Raw genomic sequence first — 16,265 nt, forward strand, 5'->3', positions numbered from 1 at the left:
TTAACTCCTATAATTTGTCCAGTATTCTATTGCTTGGCGAATGTCTCGGTCTTGAGTGCTTTGTAGTAGCTACTAGGATTTTTCAAACCAGTCGTCATTTTTCCAGTTCTCCTTTATAATCTAATTTACTAAACGTGAATTAGTGAATTTTCATATCCTTTTGTATGAGTCATCGCCTCAGCTAAATGCTTCTTCAAAGTCGCTTCTGGCAGCGGTCCTTGCAAGTGACTCCAAGGCAAAACCCGATCCAGTTCCCACTCCTGGAAAACATAAAAATCCATGTCCGGCAAATGTCCCCGCAATTCCTTAAAAGCCCGCCGATAACTGCCCAACGTATCGCCGTAATGCCGCACTAATTCTAACAGCTTAGACAAGCGTCGATCGCCCTTGGATAACAAACCCTGAATCACCGACCAGTTATAGCTTTCCGGTCTAAATTCTAAACCTAACTTCCGCAATTCTTTATCTAAAAACTTCAATCTTTTTTCTGCATCTTTATTGACTCCAAACCACTGAAAAGGAGTGTGAGATTTCGGGACAAACGTACTGCAACCAAAAGTTAAGCGCAAACCGGGAGCAGCTTTTTTGACAGCCCGCAGCATGGCTACAGTCGCCTCTAAATCCTCCATTTCTTCCCCCGGTATCCCCGCCATGCCGTAGAGTTTAATGCCCTTTAACCCCCCTGTTTTAGCATTGAGAGCAGCTTGAATAATTTCCTCATTGGTGAGCTTTTTATTAACAATTTTGCGGAGGCGATCGCTGCCAGTTTCCACCGCAATCGTCACAGATTTGCTGTCTCTTTTGGTCAAAATTTCCGCAAGTTTCACCGTCACCGTGTTGGTACGGACTGAAGCAAGACTAAGCCGTACACCATCGTATTTAGGCTGATTTAAATAATCTAATAAAACTTCAAATTCCGGGTGCTGAGTCACGGAAGCACCCAACAAACCCAACCGATTTGTCACAGCTAAACCGCGGTCTATTGCCGGAATTAAAGAAGCCTCTAAACTCGCAGTTCTAAAAGGTAAAGTCAGATAACTTGCCAAACAGAAGCGACACATTTCTGGACAACTCCGAACCACTTCCACCATGTAAATATTTTCCCAAGCAGCCTTGGATGTCACCACAGTAGAAGCAGATAAAGTATTGCCACGATAAGTCTGTTTTTCAACCACACTGGGAATTGCTGGATCGATGGGATTAATTGATTGAATACCCTCCGCGGCATCCAGATAAGTCACTTCGTACAAACTGGGAACATAAACTCCCGGAACTTGCGCTAAATGGCGTAATTTAGTTTTTCTGTCAGCGGTACGAACTTCTTTAAAAGCATTTATAAAATTATCAATCAGATTTTCGCCATCTCCGAGCAAAATCACATCAAAAAAATCAGCGAAAGGTTCGGGGTTGGCAGTAAAAACCGGACCACCACCAAAGACTATAGGATGACTATCTGTGCGTTGAGATGCCCAAATTGGCACTTCTAGAGATTCCAATAAATTGAGAATATTCACATAATCGAGTTCCCAAGAAAAAGAAAATCCCAGTAATTCAGGAGTTCTTGGAAGTGATTCGTGGATATCAGTAAATAAACGACAAACTTCAATATCTGGGCGCAGTGCCAAAGTTGCCCACACTATTTGATAGCCCAGACTGGTAATACCAACAGTGTACTCGTTGGGAAAAGCAAAAATCGTCTGGATAGCGTCAACATTGGGGGTTGCTGGGGCAAATAGTAAGCGTTCTTCAACAAAGGGATTAGAAGTCATTAGTAATTATTGGAGGTGTCTAATTGATTCACTTATTCAACTATTTTCAGAAATATAATCTTTTTCGTCCTTTTTTCGAGGAGGTGGACTGTGGAAAGTTGCAATTAACAAACAGATAATTCCAGCATTAATAAAAACATCAGCAAGATTAAAAATTGGGAACCGAATCAAGCGAAAATCGAGAAAATCCACCACATATCCTGACACAAATCGATCGATCCCATTTCCCAGTGCGCCGCCCAAAATCAAGCCATAGCCAGCTTGTTCCCAGCGATTAATTCGTGGTCCGAACCAAGCGAGTACCATCAATCCCACACTAACGCCCAAAGACAGCCAGCGCAACCAAATCGCGCCACCATTGCTAAACAAACTAAAAGCCGCACCCGTATTAACAACATAAGTGAAGTGAAACACCCCAGGTAACAGTGGCTGTGTTTGCGGAGGAACAGCCAATTCAAAATTTTGCACCACCCAAAATTTAGTCAGATGGTCTAAAACTAGACTGATAATAGCAGCAACCCAGAACCAGGGATTTTTTTTAAAACGCATGAATTAGAAAGTAGAACATAGGGCATCGGGCATGGGAGAATTTACTCAAATCTCGCGGGTGATGGCGAGGAGGATGCAGTGCAGGAAAGCAATCCCAACCGCAGCGAGATTATTTTTGTGTTTCGCAATGACAGTATAACCCAATTTTGCACAATTACCAATTCCCTATGCCCTAGGCTATAGGCTCAATTTTCTATTATTTTACGATTAATAAAACATCACTCGACGTAAAACAAATGACAGTAATGCGATCGCACAAACTACCGCCAACTGTCCCGGCAAAGGATAAACTGAATATTTCAGGATTTGCTCAAACAAACTTATGGTTCTGGTGGGTAGCACCAACAAGTGACTTAAAACCAGATAAGTTAAGCCGATCGCATGAATTGTAAACAAACCGCACAAACAACTAAAAGCAATAGATTCCAGACGCGAAGCCACCTTAAAAGCCATCCAGCCACACACCCAAGCACCGGGAATAAAACCCAGTAAATAACCAAAAGCAGGTTCTTTAATATAGCCGATGCCGCCGCCTTGAGAAAAAACAGGCCACAAAGTTAGTCCTAAAATTAAATAGGCAATTTGTGATAAAGCAGCCGCATTTTTACCACCCATGCAGCCTACCAGCAAAACTGCTCCAATTTGATAGTTGACTCCTAAAGAATAAGCCTGAAATCCTCGATTGTCCCAAAACCCAATTGGAGTAGTAACAAAGGCAGGAAAAAACGCGCCTCCTATCGTGAGGAGTAAACCAATAAAAGCCCAAATTAGTTCTATGGGAACAGGCATTCGATTTTATATTTTAAATTTTAGATACTTCAACTTCGCTCAGCATAAGCTGGAGATTTTAGACTACAGAAAATCTGTTGGTAGCGGTTTCATCCTCAGAGAGAAACCGCCTTAAATAATATCACTTCCACCGATCAATATGTGAGATTCCCGACTTTTTAAACAAGTCGGGAATCTGGGTAGAATGAATTTAATTCAAAATTACCCACTCAATATTTAACCAGGAAAACTGCCGGGAATTGGTGCTTCGCCACCTTGAAGTCCTAGGGATTCCAACATCGATCGGTCCTGCTCTGCGGGTTGACCCATAGTAGTCAGATAATGACCGACGAGCATAGCATTAATTCCAGCTTTTAAGCCCAAATGTTGAAGTTCTCCCATGACAGCTTCTCTACCCCCTGCATAGCGGATGATTTGAACAGGAAGTATGAGGCGAAAAATCGCGATCGCCTTTAATGCTTCGTAAGGATCTAGTGGAGGTAAATCACCCAAAGGTGTACCCTTTCTAGCAGATAGCAAATTCACCGGTACTGACTCAACTTCTAACTCGCGCAAAGACAAAGCTAAATCGATTCTATCTTCCCAACTTTCGCCCATGCCGATAATGCCACCGCTGCAAGCTTGAATGCCTGCTGCTTTTAAGTTCTTAATGGTAGCAGTGCGATCGCTCCATTTGTGAGTTGTCACAATATTCGGAAAAAACTGCTCAGACGCTTCTAAATTGTGATTGTAGCGAGTTACTCCCGCCGCTCGCAATTCTTGAGCTTGTTCGACAGTCACTTCTCCCAAAGCGCAGCAAGGCTTAATATTAGTTTCCTCAATAATGCGGCGCACTGTCTCAAGAATTTGCTCAAATTCCGAGGATTTCGGGCTGTTATGTTTAATCCCTTTCCCTTGAGAAACCAGACAAAATCTTTTCGCCCCGGCTTCCTCGGCCACCTTGGCTTGGGCTAAAATCTCATCGGAGGTTTTTAAGCCATAAATCGGGACATTTTCTCCCGGATGGTGAGCCGACTGAGAGCAAAAACCGCAATTTTCCGAACAGTTACCAGATTTGACATTAATGATGCTGCACAAGTCTACCGTATTGCCACAGCAAGCTTGACGCACGCGATCGGCTGCCGAACACAACAATAAAATATTTTCTTGGCCCTCGATGGCTGTCAAAGCCAGGGCTTCGTCTCTACCTATCCGATATCCTTTAACTATTCGATCTACGAGGCTATCTAGTTGTAGTTGCAGCGGTAATTTCTCCGACATCATGTCGATCGAACTCTGAGAAAATGTTGGCAGTGGCGCTTGCACCATTTCTTGCACCTTATGAAAACAACCACCATTGTAGGGTTTTCTGGTTCTCTCTCCGGGATATTTTACAATTCACTATGAATTTTGGGGGTAGTGGTAGGTTAGCGATCGACAATCTAGCGATGGCTGCGGTCCCCACCCTTTCAAATATCTTATTGCTCCAAAACTGTCAAGTTTGTTTTGAACTAAAAATTTAATTTAGTGTAAAATGTAAAGAATCTTAACCAAAGCTTTACTTTCGAGCGCTATGCTAGGGCCCAACCCCCTATGTAGCGTCTAAAACTTTACACCCATGATTTTCCGTATCAACATGATTAATTCCCACAGGCTGACGACCGCAATCTCAGCAATGGCGATCGCCCTCAGCTTAGCAGCCTGTGGTGGCGACAGCACAACCACAAGCAGCAGCCCCAGCCCCAGTGACAGCGCCGCCAGTCCCGGCGCTTCCCCCGTGGCGGCCACCGGCACTGCTACTCCCAGCAAACTCGCCCTAGCCTCAGACGTCGCCCTCACCGCAGCCGGCGCATCATTCCCCGCTCCCCTGTACCAGCGTTGGTTTCAAGACTTCAACAAAATCAACCCCAAAGTACAAATTAACTATCAATCAGTAGGTAGCGGAGCCGGAGTCGAACAATTTACCAAAGGCACTGTAGACTTTGGGGCCAGCGACACGGGCATGAAAGACGACGAAATCGCCAAAGTTCCAGCAGACAAAGGCGTGATCCTGTTGCCCATGACAGCCGGCAGCATCGTCATCGGCTACAACTTACCAGACGTACCGGAACTCAAACTGCCACGGGATGTTTACGCAGAAATCTTCGCTGGTAAAATTACCAAGTGGAACGATCCCAAAATAGCAGCAGCCAATCCTGGTGCTAAATTACCAGACCAAGCCATTACCGTCGTACACCGTTCCGATGGTAGCGGTACCACCGCCGTCTTCACCAAACACCTGAGTGCCATCAGCCCCGACTGGAAAAGCACAGTAGGCGACGGCAAAACAGTAGAGTGGCCCAAAACAGGGACCTTTGTCGGTGCAAAAGGCAACGAAGGTGTCACAGCCCAAGTCCTGCAAACCGTCGGTGGTATTGGCTATGTAGAATACGGCTACGCCAAAAACAACAATCTCAAATTTGCATCTTTGCAAAACAAAGCAGGTACATTTGTCGTACCTAACGACGAATCAGCTTCAGAAGCTCTAGCAACAGTTCCACTGCCAGAAAATCTGCGAGCATTTATCGAAGACCCAGAAGGTGCTAAATCCTATCCAATTGTCACCTACACTTGGATGCTAGTCCCCAAAACAGTTGCGGATGCCAACAAAGCCAAAGCGATCGAGGCCATGGTGGAATATGGCTTGAACGAAGGTCAAAAAGTTAGTTCCGAATTGGGCTACGTTCCTCTGCCCCAAAGCGTTAAAGAAAAAGTGGCCGCGGCTGCTGACGGCATCAGCGCCGACTACAAGATTGAGGTTGCCAAATAGGGATTGAAGGAAGAAGGAAGAAGAACCCCCCCTGCCCCCCAAGGGGGGAAATTCAGGAAGAAGGAAGAAGGAAGAGGGATATTTCTGTAGGGGCGGGTTTCACCAACAATATGAGCCTAACATCGATAATCTCATAAACCCGCCCCCACCCAACGGTAAATCGCCATCTACCTCTTTCCAAATACAAGGAGCGATTTTCATCAGAAATATTTGTGAAAAAGTCAGGGCGATTAATCCACCCACTCCTGTGGAATATTATTTATGTTTTTTCTTTCTGCTTCCTTCCCGCTAACTTTTTCCTAAAATTGTTTTTTTCAAAACTATGACTTGGTTGTTTTGTCTATGATTTCAGATAATAATAACTCTCAATCGGAAAGCCGATCGCGCTCTGTGGCAGAAAAATCCTTAGACCAAGCTTTTATCTGGCTAACTAGGATATTGGGCATAGGAATTGGGGTAATTTTGCTGGTGATAGCACTCACAGTTGCTTTCAGAGCATTACCTGCGATTCAACAGTACGGTTTAGGATTTCTATTAAGCAGTAGCTGGAACCCAGTTAAAGAAGAGTACGGTGCCCTGCCGATGATTTACGGGACGATCGTCAGTTCGGCGATCGCGCTCCTAATTGCAGTACCATTAGGAGTAGGCACTGCGATCTTCCTGAGCGAAGATTTTCTACCCCTACCAATCCGCACAGCCTTGGTTTTTTTGGTAGAACTTTTAGCCGCCATTCCTAGCGTAGTTTACGGTTTGTGGGGAATTGCTGTATTGATTCCCATTCTTACCAACCTCGGCAAGTTTCTCAACGGCACTTTCGGATGGCTACCAATTTTTAGCACCCCCCCAGTGGGACCCGGAATGTTACCCGCCGGAGTAATTTTGGGAATCATGACTTTGCCGATTATTACTGCTATCTCCCGTGACTCTCTAGCAAGTCTGCCTCCCGAATTGCGGCAAGCATCTTTAGGTTTAGGAGCAACTCGTTGGACAACAATTTTTAGGGTGCTCGTACCCGCTGCTTTCTCCGGTATAGTCGGCGGAATTATGCTCGGTTTAGGACGCGCGATGGGAGAAACAATGGCTGCAACTCTGTTAATTGGCAACTCCAATCAATTAAGTCTTTCGGTGCTAGCTCCTGCCAATACTATAGCTTCTTTGATGGCAAATCAGTTTGCCGAAGCTTCCGGGTTGCAAGTAGCAGCTCTGATGTACACGGGGCTAATTTTGTTTATTATGACCCTGATTGTTAATATTTTTGCAGAGTGGATTGTTTCTCAAGTTAGAGCCAAGTACAACTAAAAATTGGTGCCAAATCCCCCTACATTTTTAATTTATGTCAAACAGAACCTCCGAAGGTCTTGATTCTTTTGCCTCGAAGACAGGTAATTTAAAAAAAGTTAAAAACAGTCCCCTATCGCTGTTCAATATGGCGATGACAGTATTAGCTGGAGCCTGTTTAACAATTACTCTGTTGCCTTTGTTTGCAGTGCTTTCCTACGTTACTATACAAGGTTTCAATCGCCTGAATTTAGACTTATTCACTAAGCTACCACCGCCCCCAGGACTATCGGGAGGCGGTATTGCTAATGCAATTATCGGTACATTGATGACCGTGGGAATTGCTTCTCTGATTGCTGTACCTTTTGGTGTATTGGCAGCAGTTTATTTGTCTGAATTTAGCAAAGGCTCCATAGCTCGCTGGGTGCGTTTTGCTACTAATGTTCTCAGCGGTGTTCCTTCAATTATTGCGGGGGTATTTGCCTACGGTTTGTTTGTGGTGAATATGGGAGGTTTTTCGGCAATTGCAGGCGGTGCTGCGCTGGCGGTGCTGATGTTGCCGACGATTGTGCGAACTACTGACGAAGCTCTACAAATCGTCCCTCAAGATATTAGATGGGCTTCGGTTGGTGTGGGTGCATCTAATTATCAAACAGTGTTGCAGGTGGTTTTGCCTGCTGCTATTCCGGCTATTTTAACTGGTGTGACGCTGGCAATTGCCCGCGCTGCTGGAGAAACGGCTCCTTTGATTTTCACTGCGTTAAATTCGCCTTTTTGGCCAGCAGGATTTGATAAGCCAACTCCTTCGCTTTCGGTTTTGGTGTACAACTTTGCAACAGTTCCTTTTAAGGCACAGAAAGAATTAGCTTGGGCGGCTTCTTTAATTTTGGTGTTCATGGTTTTACTGACGAGTATTCTTTCTCGTTGGGCAACTCGCCAAAAAGTTTATTAGTCCTTGGTCATTGGTCATTGGTCCTTTGTAAAATTTGATGGGAGTATTAATTGTATGATGGAATTGTTGGAAGAGAAAACGGAAACGGTTTTGCAGGTAGACAATATCAATATTTTTTACGGCGGTTTTCAAGCTGTAAAAAATGTTTCGATGGAGATTCCTAAAAATCGGATTACTGCTTTTATCGGACCGTCTGGGTGCGGAAAAAGTACAATTTTGCGATGTTTTAATCGTCTTAATGATTTGGTTAATGGTTTTCGTTTAAACGGTCAAATTTATTATCACGGTCAAAATCTATACGATCCTGATATTGATGCTGTGGAGGTGCGCCGTCGGATTGGGATGGTGTTTCAAAAGCCGAATCCTTTCCCGAAGTCGATTTATGACAATATTGCTTACGGTGCGAGGGTGAATAACTATAAGGGCGATATGGATGAGTTGGTGGAAAAGTCGCTGCGCCAAGCTTATCTTTGGGATGAGGTAAAAGATAAACTGAAGCAGAGTGGTTTTTCGCTTTCGGGTGGCCAGCAGCAGCGTTTGTGTATTGCTAGGGCGATCGCCATTAATCCTGATGTAGTATTAATGGATGAACCTTGCGCTTCTCTCGATCCGATTTCTACGATCAAAATTGAGGAGTTGATGCGGGAACTCAAAGAGCAGTATACCATTGTGATTGTGACTCACAATATGCAGCAGGCTTCTCGTGTTTCTGACTTGACTGCTTTTTTCAATGCTAAACTTTCTGATGATGGCAAACGCTTTGGCTATCTGGTGGAGTGCGACAGGACTGAGGTGATTTTCCAAAATCCCAAGGAAGTTTCTACTATGGAATATGTCAGCGGTCGTTTTGGCTGATTTACTGTGACTTGGAAGGGCTGTTAAAACCAATTAGTTAGATTGGGAAATTTTCAACGTAGATATCAGCAGATAAACACAGATGCACCCAATGAGATTTGATCTGTGTTTATCATTTTACCAAAAATGCAAACAAACCAACAACTTTTTATACCAACAATGGGCTGTGGCACTTGGGCCTGGGGCAACAGATTGCTCTGGGGTTATGATGAAAGTATGGATGCCCAATTGCAAGCCGTTTTCAATCTTTGTGTGAGTAATGGTGTCACTTTATTTGATACTGGTGATTCCTATGGAACTGGGAAATTAAATGGACGTAGTGAGATGCTTTTAGGGCAGTTTTCTCAAGCCTATCAAGGTGTAAATCAAGATAGTATTTGTATTGCGACTAAACTGGCTGCTTATCCTTGGAGATTGACGCGACAATCTATGATATCTGCTGGTAAAGCCTCAGCTTCCCGCCTCGGTAAAAATGTAGATTTGGTGCAAATGCACTGGTCTACAGCTAATTATGCTCCTTGGCAAGAAGGGGCTCTGTTAGATGGTTTGGCTGACCTTTACGAGCAAGGCTTGGTGAAGGGAGTAGGTCTATCTAATTATGGGCCTAAACGCTTAAAATGGGTATATGAAAGATTTCGCGATCGCCAGATTCCTATTGTTACTTTGCAAGTGCAATATTCGTTACTTTCTACCTATCCAGTTACGGAACTTGGTCTCAAAGAAGTGTGCGACGAACTGGGGATAAAATTAATTGCTTACAGTCCTTTAGCCTTGGGATTGTTGACGGGGAAATACTCGGAAAAGGGTCCCATTCCTAAAGGTATCCGAGGTTTGGCGTGTAAACAGATATTGCCAGGAATGCGATCGCTTTTGGAGTGTTTGCGAGAAATAGCGACATCCAGAAACAAGACTATTTCCCAGGTGGCGATTAACTGGTGTATTTGTAAAGAAACTATTCCGATTCCGGGGGCGAAATCTGTCGCCCAGGCGGCGGAGAATATTGGTGCTTTAGGGTGGAAATTAGACTCTGGCGAGATTGCAGAATTGGATAAAGCGGCGGCAAAGGTAGATAAGAAGATGGTGCAAAATATATTTCAAACTAGGTAAAAAGACTTTTGTGGGTACTCGAAGGGCAGGGAATCGCCCGCCCCTACAGGTTTTTGACCGCGGGTGCAAGAGATGGGGTTAAATAGATAGGATGGCTGTAGGGGCGGGTTTTACCAACCATAATTGCCGAAAATAAATAATCTCATCAACCCGCCCCCATGGGAGTACACAATCTTTCATTGATGTTCGCAAAACTTTTCCACGCACCGCACAAACATTTCTACACCAATCCCCAAAGCAGTTTCATCAAAATCAAATCGGGGGTGATGATGGGGGTAGGCTAAATTTTTCTCCTGATTAGCTGAACCTAAAAAGAAATAGCAACCTGGGACTTCTTGCAAAAAGAATGACATATCTTCACCGCCCATTGTTTGACATTCTGGCACGATTCCGGCTGGAGTTTCTACCACGGTTTCTGCTACGCTACGCACCAATTCAGCCATCTTGGTATCGTTGATGACTGGGGGGTACAACCAGTAATAATCGAATTGATAATTTGCTCCGTGGCTGTGACAAATTCCGGCAATTATTTGTTCGATTCGATTGTTAAAATAACCTTGATATGCTGGATTGAAATAGCGGACGGTGCCTCCGATTTTAGCGGTATCGGCAATGACATTGTGGGTTTGGCCTGCGTGGAATTTGCCGACGGTGACTACTGCGGAGTCGATCGGATCGATATTCCGGGCTACAATTGCCTGCAAAGCGTTGACTATTTGGGCTGCAACTACGATCGCATCTACAGTCTGATGCGGCATCGCACCGTGTCCACCTTTGCCCAAAATTGTACAATCAAAAATTTCTACGGCGGCCATCAGCGGGCCACTACGGACGCCTACAGTGCCTAAAGGCAGATTATTCCACAAATGCAAGCCGACGATCGCATCAACGTCAGGATGCTTTAAAACTCCAGCTTCAATCATGGGCTTTGCGCCACCTGGACCTTCTTCGGCGGGCTGGAAGATGATTTTTACAGTGCCGCAAAAGCTGTGTTTGTGCTTGGCGAGATAACAGGCTGTACCGAGGGCGATCGCGGTGTGTCCGTCATGGCCACAAGCGTGCATAATGCCGTTATGTTGCGATCGATAATCAACCTGATTTTCCTCTTGAATTGGCAAAGCATCCATATCAGCCCGAATTGCCAAAACAGGCCCTGGTTTGCCACTGTCTATAGTAGCGACAATCCCCGTTTTAGCAATAGCAGTTTGATGCTCAATGCCCCATTCATGCAACTTTTGGGAAACAAAATCCGCGGTTAAGTTCTCCTCAAAACTCAACTCAGGTTTTTCGTGTAAACGGCGACGCCATTCCACTAATTGAGGCTGCAAATTTCTAATTTCCAGCCGCAACTTCGATAAATCGACAGAAGTTAAATTCGGCAAAGTATAAATCATGTTATTGGTTACTTTTTACTTGTTATTTTCCTACTTATTTTAATCTTTACCTGCTCTAGATGCCAAGCTGTTAAATAATTTGTAAAACTCTCTTTTTTCTTTCTTAGCACTCTCTGCGCTCTCTGCGCTCTCTGCGGTTAAAATAAAATCTTAGTCTTTAATGAACCACAGAGGGCACAGAGTACGCAGAGAAAGAGAATCTTGAAAAAGAGAGGTGTTTACAAGACCGTTATTTAGCAATCTGAGGAATTAAATTTACCCCAGGTAATAATCGTTCTAAATCTAATTCTGACGCTGCTTTAGCTAGTTTAGTCAGGTCATGGGGGTTATCTAAATGTGGCAAAATACCCAACACACGTATTTGAGTAAGGGACTCAATTAAGTAGATCGGAGCCCAATCGGCAATTTCTTGCTCGGAAGCAGGTTGAACGCAGCTCAGGACAATACCTTTGAGCTTAAAGCCACTTTGTCTGGCAAGGGCAACATTAGCTACAGCTTGCCCGATCGCCCCTAACCTGACTGGTACTACCAATACCCCCCTGAGCCGCCAATCTCTCGCCAGATCCGCCACCGTCAGTTCCCGCGTTACAGGGGAACCGAGCCCTCCCAAAGCTTCCACCAATACAAAGTCTTTGCGCTGCTGGAGGCTTTGTAGCGTCGTCCACACCTTTTCTAGTTCAATAGGTCTCCCCTCCCGTTCGGCGGCGATTGGAGGTGCTAGAGGCGCATCAAAGTGCAGTGGATTGAGTTCTTGGGGGGATTGGTCGAGGTTAAATAAACGGGTGTAGTGTTCGCGATCGCCTGTTCCTGTTTGCAACAGCTTGGTAATTCCCAAAGTGCGATCGGCAAAATAGGTTTGCCAATAAGCAGCCAGAGCACTCGTTAAAACCGTTTTGCCCGCGTCGGTATCAGTTCCAGTAATTAGCAGGGAGTTCATGGATAGCTAATAGGTAAGGGGTAATTTTTCGTGAACTGAGTATAGTAGGTTGCAATCAAAGTAACTGAAAATTTACCTTGGTAACAGCGATCGCTCGGCTACCAAATATCATCAATTACAGAGCAGGCGATGGTTGAGTGGGATTTTCGACAGGTTCCGGTGCGGGTGCGGGCGACGGGGCTGGTTCCGGCGACGGTGCGGGTTCCGGCGCGGGTGCGGGTGCGGGTGCGGGTGCGGGTGCTGGCGACGGTGCGGGTTCCGGCGCGGGTGCGGGTGCGGGTGCGGGTGCTGGCGAGGGCGAAGGTGTGGGAGTTGGTGCGGGAGTCGGTTTTGGTGTGGGAGTCGGTTTTGGTGTGGGAGTTGGGGCTGGTGTCGGAGCGGGCACGGGCTCTGGTGTTGGGGCTGGTGTCGGCTCTGGCACTGGTTCTGGTGTTGGGGCTGGTATCGGATCGGGTACTGGTTCTGGTATCGGATCGGGCACGGGATCTGGTGCTGGTGCGGGCACGGGATCGGGTACTGGTGCGGGCACGGGATCGGGTACTGGTGACGGTTCCGGGGTTGGTGTGGGAGTTACTCTGGGTGTGGGAGATGGTAGCAGTGGTGTTTCTGTGTTCACCTCCGTTGGAGTGGGCTGCGGGCGCTGATTGTTGAGGAATGAACCTACTAAGGCCCAGGAACCGAAGCCGGTTAAGATGACTAAACCTGCACCGATGCCGATCGCCGCCATGGGATTGTCCCAAATAGAGCTGGTGGGGGGCTCGATGACTGGATTGGGCTGGTTTTGGGGGTGGGAACTTTGACCGATCGGATCTGGCCGTCTACCCACGGCTACTGTGGCTACTTGGGAGACATTGGACGATGCCGGTGGCCCAGTGGGGGCTACGGTTTGGGGGTTAGCATAGGGATTTATTTGTCCGTCTAGTGCTTGGGCGACTTCGCTGACTGATTGATAGCGATCGGCTGGAGTGCGACTCAACATCCGATTTAAGACTAAAGCTAAAGCCGTACTCACCTGCACTCGCTGCTGCCAATTCCACAGCAGGGTGGTTTGATCGAGTAATTCCTGGGGTTCTTTCCCTGTCAGCAGCACGATCGCCGTTACTGCTAAAGCGTAGAGGTCGCTGCTAGCTGTGGCTCGCCCGCTTTGCAACTGTTCCAGCGGTGCGTAGCCGATTTTACCCACTGTGGTGGCGTGGGCTGTGCCTTCGGGAGACTGCACTTTGGTGGCGAGTTCTTTCACTACTCCAAAGTCAATCAGTACGGGCATTTTGTCGTTTTCACGCAGAATAATGTTTTCTGGGGAGATGTCCCGGTGAATGATGCCGCGGGCGTGGATGTGAGCTAGCACTGGCAGCATTTGCCGGATAAATACCAGCACTTCGGTTTCCAAGAAGGTGCGGCCACGGTCAATGCGATCGAGCAGTAGTTCCCGGTATGTTTTCCCTTCCACATAATCCTGCACCAAAAATAAACGCTGATTCTCCTCAAATATTGCCCGAAACTGAGGAATTTGGGGGTGTTGAATTTGATAAAGAATGGCTGCTTCTCTTTGAAACAATTCCTTGGATTTTTCCAGCACGTAGGCACCGCTTTGGGCTGGAATAAATTCCTTGAGGGCGCAATGTTCTTGAAATCGCCCTAAGTCTTCTACTAAATAAGTGCGGCCAAATCCTCCTTGACCTAAAATCTTCAGTAAGCGGTACCGGCTTTGTAGGAGAGTTCCAATAGCAATAGGTGGCTGCATAAATTTAAGTAGACATTGTTTAAAAATAGACGATCGCGGACAGACTTAGACTGTTATGTGTTTAAGGCTCCATAGCATACTTCACCGTCTCTAGCTGACAGTCCCGATCGAAGTTAGCATTTTACATTTTTTTGTACAACTTTCAGTAACCGGGTTTTTTTGCAGATTTAAACAGGGACAACCACGGGGGGTTTGCCCCTGGATTCTGACTGCTGACTAATGACTGCTGACTTAAGGACTAAGCTTCGCTTTCACCATGTCTTGAATTTTCTTGCCGTCTGCTTTGCCTTTAAGCTGCTGCATGGCTGCTCCCATCACCTTGCCCATATCTTTGGCAGAAGTAGCACCCGCCGTGGCAATAACTGCATCAATAACTTGACTGATATCTTCGTCTGACATCTGAGGTGGCAAATACTCTTCCACAATTGCCAACTCCGCTTCCTCTTGTGCGACTAAATCTTCGCGGCCGCCTTTGCGGTATTGTTCGATCGAATCCCGGCGCTGTTTTGCTATTTGCATTAAAATCTCCATCTCTTGAGCTTCTGTCAGGGTGTCTTGCCCGGAGGGACGGAGGCTGACTTCTTTTTCGAGAATAAATTTCTTGATGCCACGTACTGTTTCCAACCGAACTTTGTCCTTGGATTTCATAGCGGCTTTGATTTCTGCGTCAATGCGTTCTCTTAAGCTCATGGATTTTCACCTTTTTTTGCCCGATATCAAAAATCAGGAGTCTGCTTCAAATTCTTAACTTTTTTTGCGGTTTTTTGCAAGTTTATTCCTGAAACGACTCAATTAGGGTTGCTATATTTCTAGTTTCCGATGGTAAGATAGCGGTAAAATAAACGTCTTGCAAGAGGCCTGCTGTGATCCGTTCTGCTACTTTACCGCTTCCGCTTCCAGAGCCGCCCATTTCCTCTCACGATCGTCTCCGGTTGTTTTCCGGTTCTGCTAATGTTCCCCTCGCTCAAGAGGTGGCTCGCTATCTGGGGATTGATTTGGGGCCGATGGTTCGCAAGCGGTTCGCTGATGGGGAACTCTATGTTCAAATTCAGGAATCGATTCGAGGTTGCGATGTTTACTTGATTCAGCCAACTTGCTGTCCGGTGAACGATCGCCTCATGGAATTATTAATTATGATCGATGCTTGTCGCCGCGCTTCGGCCAGACAAGTTACTGCCGTGATTCCTTACTATGGGTATGCTAGAGCCGATCGCAAAACCGCAGGAAGAGAGTCAATTACCGCGAAATTGGTCGCTAATTTGATTACAGAAGCTGGGGCTGGTCGCATTTTGGCAATGGATTTACACTCAGCTCAAATTCAAGGTTATTTTGACATTCCTTTCGATCATGTTTACGGCTCTCCCATACTCCTAGATTACCTTAAGAGCAAACAGTTGACAGATATTGTTGTGGTGTCGCCGGATGTGGGCGGAGTCGCTAGGGCTAGGGCTTTTGCGAAAAAACTCAATGACGCACCACTGGCAATTATTGACAAGCGCCGTCAAGCTCACAATGTGGCGGAAGTGATGAATGTGATCGGGGATGTTCGAGGCAAAACAGCCGTGTTGGTGGACGATATGATCGATACTGCTGGCACGATTTGTGAGGGGGCGAGGCTGTTGCGTCGCGAGGGTGCAAGACAGGTTTATGCTTGTGCTACTCATGCGGTGTTTTCACCTCCAGCGATCGAACGTTTGTCTAGTGGAGTTTTGGAAGAGGTAATTGTTACCAATACAATCCCTGTACCAGAAGACAAGCACTTCGAGCAGTTAACTGTGCTTTCGGTGGCGAATTTGCTGGGAGAAACTATTTGGCGGATTCACGAAGATAGTTCTGTCAGCAGTATGTTCCGCTAGAGCCAAAAATTATTTGTTTAATGTACATAGTCTGGTGCGTTAACTCTATTTAGCGCGCCAGTTTTTTATATCGGAATGATTTAACCGCGAAGGCGCTAAGGACGCGAAGGAAGAAAAGAGAGAGTTTAATACAGGACGATGAAGAGATGATTTGATATCAGGAACAACAAATGGTAAAATTCTATCTCAATATCTTGTTGTCTGAAAGACGCTAATCTTTTAATTAGACTTCTCCTAAAAAGCCAAG

General features: G+C 45.9%; 14 protein-coding genes. 6 read left to right on the plus strand and 8 right to left on the minus strand.

Going from position 1 to position 16,265, the window contains the following annotated elements; genetic code table 11:
- Positions 1-128: 128 nt before the first annotated feature.
- The 4 genes from AAFP14_RS08020 to bioB form a co-directional block, all read right to left on the minus strand.
- Positions 129-1,769, minus strand: coding sequence for a B12-binding domain-containing radical SAM protein (locus AAFP14_RS08020; RefSeq protein ID WP_341731765.1), 1,641 nt, complete (start codon positions 1,767-1,769; stop codon positions 129-131).
- A 36-nt stretch (positions 1,770-1,805) separates the two neighbouring features.
- Positions 1,806-2,318, minus strand: coding sequence for a signal peptidase II (gene lspA, locus AAFP14_RS08025; RefSeq protein ID WP_341731766.1), 513 nt, complete (start codon positions 2,316-2,318; stop codon positions 1,806-1,808).
- Between the two features lie 207 nt (positions 2,319-2,525).
- Positions 2,526-3,107, minus strand: coding sequence for a biotin transporter BioY (locus AAFP14_RS08030; protein ID WP_341731767.1), 582 nt, complete (start codon positions 3,105-3,107; stop codon positions 2,526-2,528).
- 216 nt (positions 3,108-3,323) lie between these two features.
- Positions 3,324-4,415: a biotin synthase BioB gene (gene bioB, locus AAFP14_RS08035; protein ID WP_472851031.1), complete on the minus strand. Its 1,092-nt coding sequence runs from the start codon at positions 4,413-4,415 to the stop codon at positions 3,324-3,326.
- Between the two features lie 289 nt (positions 4,416-4,704).
- Here bioB and pstS point away from each other — a divergent pair, with 289 nt between their 5' ends.
- The 5 genes from pstS (at position 4,705) to AAFP14_RS08060 (ending at position 10,087) form a co-directional block, all read left to right on the plus strand.
- The gene (gene pstS / locus AAFP14_RS08040; protein WP_341731768.1) at positions 4,705-5,895 is read left to right on the plus strand and encodes a phosphate ABC transporter substrate-binding protein PstS; all 1,191 of its coding nucleotides are present in this window, start codon (positions 4,705-4,707) and stop codon (positions 5,893-5,895) included.
- A gap of 342 nt (positions 5,896-6,237) precedes the next feature.
- Positions 6,238-7,194, plus strand: a complete 957-nt coding sequence (gene pstC / locus AAFP14_RS08045; RefSeq protein WP_341731769.1) for a phosphate ABC transporter permease subunit PstC — start codon at positions 6,238-6,240, stop codon at positions 7,192-7,194.
- Between the two features lie 34 nt (positions 7,195-7,228).
- The gene (gene pstA, locus AAFP14_RS08050) at positions 7,229-8,125 is read left to right on the plus strand and encodes a phosphate ABC transporter permease PstA (protein ID WP_341731770.1); all 897 of its coding nucleotides are present in this window, start codon (positions 7,229-7,231) and stop codon (positions 8,123-8,125) included.
- A gap of 54 nt (positions 8,126-8,179) precedes the next feature.
- The gene (pstB, locus tag AAFP14_RS08055; RefSeq protein ID WP_341731771.1) at positions 8,180-8,980 is read left to right on the plus strand and encodes a phosphate ABC transporter ATP-binding protein PstB; all 801 of its coding nucleotides are present in this window, start codon (positions 8,180-8,182) and stop codon (positions 8,978-8,980) included.
- Between the two features lie 126 nt (positions 8,981-9,106).
- Entirely contained in the window at positions 9,107-10,087 is a 981-nt protein-coding gene (locus AAFP14_RS08060) for an aldo/keto reductase (protein ID WP_341731772.1), read from the plus strand.
- 176 nt (positions 10,088-10,263) lie between these two features.
- Here AAFP14_RS08060 and AAFP14_RS08065 read toward each other — a convergent pair whose 3' ends face one another.
- The 4 genes from AAFP14_RS08065 to AAFP14_RS08080 form a co-directional block, all read right to left on the minus strand.
- Positions 10,264-11,481, minus strand: coding sequence for a M20 metallopeptidase family protein (locus tag AAFP14_RS08065; protein ID WP_341731773.1), 1,218 nt, complete (start codon positions 11,479-11,481; stop codon positions 10,264-10,266).
- A 229-nt stretch (positions 11,482-11,710) separates the two neighbouring features.
- A complete protein-coding gene (gene bioD / locus AAFP14_RS08070) occupies positions 11,711-12,418 on the minus strand; it encodes a dethiobiotin synthase (RefSeq protein WP_341731774.1) in 708 nt (235 codons plus the stop codon).
- 115 nt (positions 12,419-12,533) lie between these two features.
- Entirely contained in the window at positions 12,534-14,162 is a 1,629-nt protein-coding gene (locus AAFP14_RS08075; protein ID WP_341731775.1) for a serine/threonine-protein kinase, read from the minus strand.
- A gap of 231 nt (positions 14,163-14,393) precedes the next feature.
- Positions 14,394-14,852, minus strand: coding sequence for a GatB/YqeY domain-containing protein (locus AAFP14_RS08080; RefSeq protein WP_341731776.1), 459 nt, complete (start codon positions 14,850-14,852; stop codon positions 14,394-14,396).
- 173 nt (positions 14,853-15,025) lie between these two features.
- On the opposite strand from AAFP14_RS08080, the gene AAFP14_RS08085 reads away from it, so the two are divergent.
- The gene (locus AAFP14_RS08085) at positions 15,026-16,018 is read left to right on the plus strand and encodes a ribose-phosphate pyrophosphokinase (RefSeq protein ID WP_341731777.1); all 993 of its coding nucleotides are present in this window, start codon (positions 15,026-15,028) and stop codon (positions 16,016-16,018) included.
- Positions 16,019-16,265: the final 247 nt, after the last annotated feature.

It is taken from the genome of Microcoleus sp. EPA2, assembly GCA_020882975.1.
Taxonomy (GTDB): domain Bacteria; phylum Cyanobacteriota; class Cyanobacteriia; order Cyanobacteriales; family Microcoleaceae; genus Microcoleus.

Coding starts and splice junctions, on each gene's coding strand:
- AAFP14_RS08020 (WP_341731765.1), bottom strand. CDS start 1,769: ATGACTTCTAATCCCTTTGTTGAAGAACGCTTACTATTTGCCCCAGCA.
- lspA (WP_341731766.1), bottom strand. CDS start 2,318: ATGCGTTTTAAAAAAAATCCCTGGTTCTGGGTTGCTGCTATTATCAGT.
- AAFP14_RS08030 (WP_341731767.1), bottom strand. CDS start 3,107: ATGCCTGTTCCCATAGAACTAATTTGGGCTTTTATTGGTTTACTCCTC.
- bioB (WP_472851031.1), bottom strand. CDS start 4,415: ATGGTGCAAGCGCCACTGCCAACATTTTCTCAGAGTTCGATCGACATG.
- pstS (WP_341731768.1), top strand. CDS start 4,705: ATGATTTTCCGTATCAACATGATTAATTCCCACAGGCTGACGACCGCA.
- pstC (WP_341731769.1), top strand. CDS start 6,238: ATGATTTCAGATAATAATAACTCTCAATCGGAAAGCCGATCGCGCTCT.
- pstA (WP_341731770.1), top strand. CDS start 7,229: ATGTCAAACAGAACCTCCGAAGGTCTTGATTCTTTTGCCTCGAAGACA.
- pstB (WP_341731771.1), top strand. CDS start 8,180: ATGATGGAATTGTTGGAAGAGAAAACGGAAACGGTTTTGCAGGTAGAC.
- AAFP14_RS08060 (WP_341731772.1), top strand. CDS start 9,107: ATGCAAACAAACCAACAACTTTTTATACCAACAATGGGCTGTGGCACT.
- AAFP14_RS08065 (WP_341731773.1), bottom strand. CDS start 11,481: ATGATTTATACTTTGCCGAATTTAACTTCTGTCGATTTATCGAAGTTG.
- bioD (WP_341731774.1), bottom strand. CDS start 12,418: ATGAACTCCCTGCTAATTACTGGAACTGATACCGACGCGGGCAAAACG.
- AAFP14_RS08075 (WP_341731775.1), bottom strand. CDS start 14,162: ATGCAGCCACCTATTGCTATTGGAACTCTCCTACAAAGCCGGTACCGC.
- AAFP14_RS08080 (WP_341731776.1), bottom strand. CDS start 14,852: ATGAGCTTAAGAGAACGCATTGACGCAGAAATCAAAGCCGCTATGAAA.